Here is a 1125-nt window from a genome sequence, read left to right on the forward strand (position 1 = left end):
TTCATGGACGTCACTCCGTCGTACCTGGCTCAGCTGCTGCCGGCCGGCCTGCTGATCGGCGGCGGTCCGCGGGTCTTGATGCTCGGCGGTGAAGCACTGCCGGAACCGCTGTGGAACGAGCTCGCCGCGGCGGACACCCAGGCGTACAACTTCTACGGGCCGACGGAATGCACCGTCGACGCTCTTTCGGCGCCGGTGGTCGCCGGCTCGAAGCCGGTCGTCGGTAAGCCGTTGGGCAACCTGCGCGCCTATCTCCTCGACGCTTGGCTGCGGCCGGTTCCGCCTGGCGTGGCGGGTGAGTTGTATCTGGTCGGGGCGCAGGTGGCCCGCGGTTATCTGGGCCGGCACGGCTTGACCGCGCAGCAGTTCGTGGCGTCGCCGTTCGGGCCCGGGGAGCGGATGTACCGCACCGGCGACGTCATGCGCTGGACGGCCGGCGGGCAGTTGGAGTACCTGGGTCGGGCGGATGAGCAGGTCAAGATCCGGGGGTTCCGGATCGAGCCCGGAGAGATCGAAGCCGTCCTCCGACAGCATCCCGAGGTGACCCAGGCCGCCGTGATCGCCCGCGAGGACATCCCCGGCGACAAACGCCTGGTCGCCTACGTGGTGGCCACCGACGCCGACGCCGCGGGTCTGCGGGAGTATGTCGGCCGGCGACTGCCGGAATACATGGTCCCGTCCGCGTTCGTGGTCCTCGACCGGCTGCCGCTGACCGTCAACGGCAAGCTGGACCGCCGTTCCCTGCCCGCCCCGAGCTACGAGGCCAGCCCGGGCCGAGGCCCCGCCACCGTGCAGGAAGAGATCCTCTGCGCCGTCTTCGCTCAAGTCCTCAACCGCGACACTGTCGGCGTCGACGACGACTTCTTCGCCTTCGGCGGCCACTCCCTGCTGGCCGTCCGCCTGGTGTCGCGGGTCCGCGCGGTGCTCGATGTCGAACTGCCGCTGCGGGCGCTGTTCGACGCCCCCACCGTGGCCCGCCTGGCGACGTGGCTGACCGGCGGCAACGCCGGCCGGGCCCGCCTCGCCCTGCGCGCCGGCACACGTCCGCCTCGGGTACCGCTGTCGTTCGCCCAGCAACGCCTGTGGTTCCTCGGCCAACTGGAAGGCCCCAGCCCGCTCTACAAC

The 1125-nt window shown here is 71.0% G+C and carries 1 protein-coding gene; it reads left to right on the forward strand.

Going from position 1 to position 1125, the window contains the following annotated elements:
• Positions 1-1125, forward strand: a 1125-nt coding sequence (locus SM452_RS30355; protein WP_463841221.1) for a non-ribosomal peptide synthetase, incomplete at both ends; no start/stop codon positions are given.

The sequence above is a fragment of the Micromonospora sp. SYSU B005 genome, assembly GCF_055362685.1.